We start from the raw sequence: 1,050 nt of genomic DNA, 5'->3' as shown, positions 1-1,050 counted from the left end.
CATCGAGGGACTGCAGCGCCTGGACGACCGTCTTGCCGAGGCCCGGCGCGTCGATCAGGGCGGCGATGGTGACCATCGCGAGCGCGGCCATGATCGACTGGTTGACACCCATCACGACGGTCCGCTTGGACATCGGCAGCAGCACCTTCAGCAGCGCCTGCCGACGGGTGGCCCCCAGCGAGTCGGCCGCCTCGGCGGTGGTCCCGGGCACCGAGCGGATGGCGTGTGCGGTGATACGGATCGCCGGCGGGGCCGCGTAGATCGCCGTGGCGATCACCGCCGAGGCGCCGCCGATGAGGAAGAACAGGGTCAGCGGGGCCAGATAGACGAAGGTCGGCATCGTCTGCATGAGGTCCAGGAAGGGCGTCACGATCCGGTTGAACCGGTCGGACATGCCGGCCCACACGCCCAGCGGGATCGCGAACAGCAGCGCCACGAGGACCGCGGAGAGGGTGAGAGCCAGGGTGTCCATGCTCTCCTGCCACAGCCCCTGCAGCCCCATGAACGTGAACCCGGCGACCGCCAGCAGCGCCACCCGCCAGTTGCCGACGGCCCAGGAGACGTATCCGGCGATCCCGACCACACCGAGCCAGCCGATCGTCGGAACGGGGCGGGTGTCGGAGGGCTGCGAGATCAGGCCCTGGATGAAGGTCATCAGATTGTCGATGACCAGCCGTATCTCGTTGAAGAAGTACAGGAAGAGCGGGTTGGAGTTGCGGTTCGCGCCGATGGAGTCGTTGACGTCGTTGAACCAGCGGTGCAGGCCCGTCAGATCGGCCGCGGCCAGGGCGAGGGTCTGTTTGCCCCGCAGGATCGCGAAGAGCAGCAGCCAGACGACGAGGATCGCGCCGACCACCATGCCCCGGGTGATCTTCCGGGCGGGCTTGACGGGCTCGGCCGGTACGACCTTCTCCGTCTGCTCCGGTTTCTCGATGGCGACGGTCATCACCTGCCGCCTTCCTGCCCGGCGACGACCGCGAGGATCTCCTCGTCCCCGACGATCCCGAGCAGCTTGCCGTCCTCGACCACCTTCACCGGCTTCTCCGCCGC

General features: G+C 68.2%; 1 protein-coding gene. It reads right to left on the bottom strand.

Translation table 11 applies throughout. The annotated features are described in order from the left end of the window. Positions 1-946 (bottom strand): ABC transporter permease (locus ACLZN2_RS50980; RefSeq protein WP_416987104.1); only part of this gene is annotated, 946 nt, incomplete at its 3' end. Positions 947-1,050: the final 104 nt, after the last annotated feature.

Origin of the sequence: Streptomyces sp. T028, assembly GCF_048159505.1 — a bacterium.
Classification (GTDB): domain Bacteria; phylum Actinomycetota; class Actinomycetes; order Streptomycetales; family Streptomycetaceae; genus Streptomyces.
Note: the sequence above shows the minus strand (reverse complement) of the source record. Positions and strands in the feature narration are given on the sequence as shown.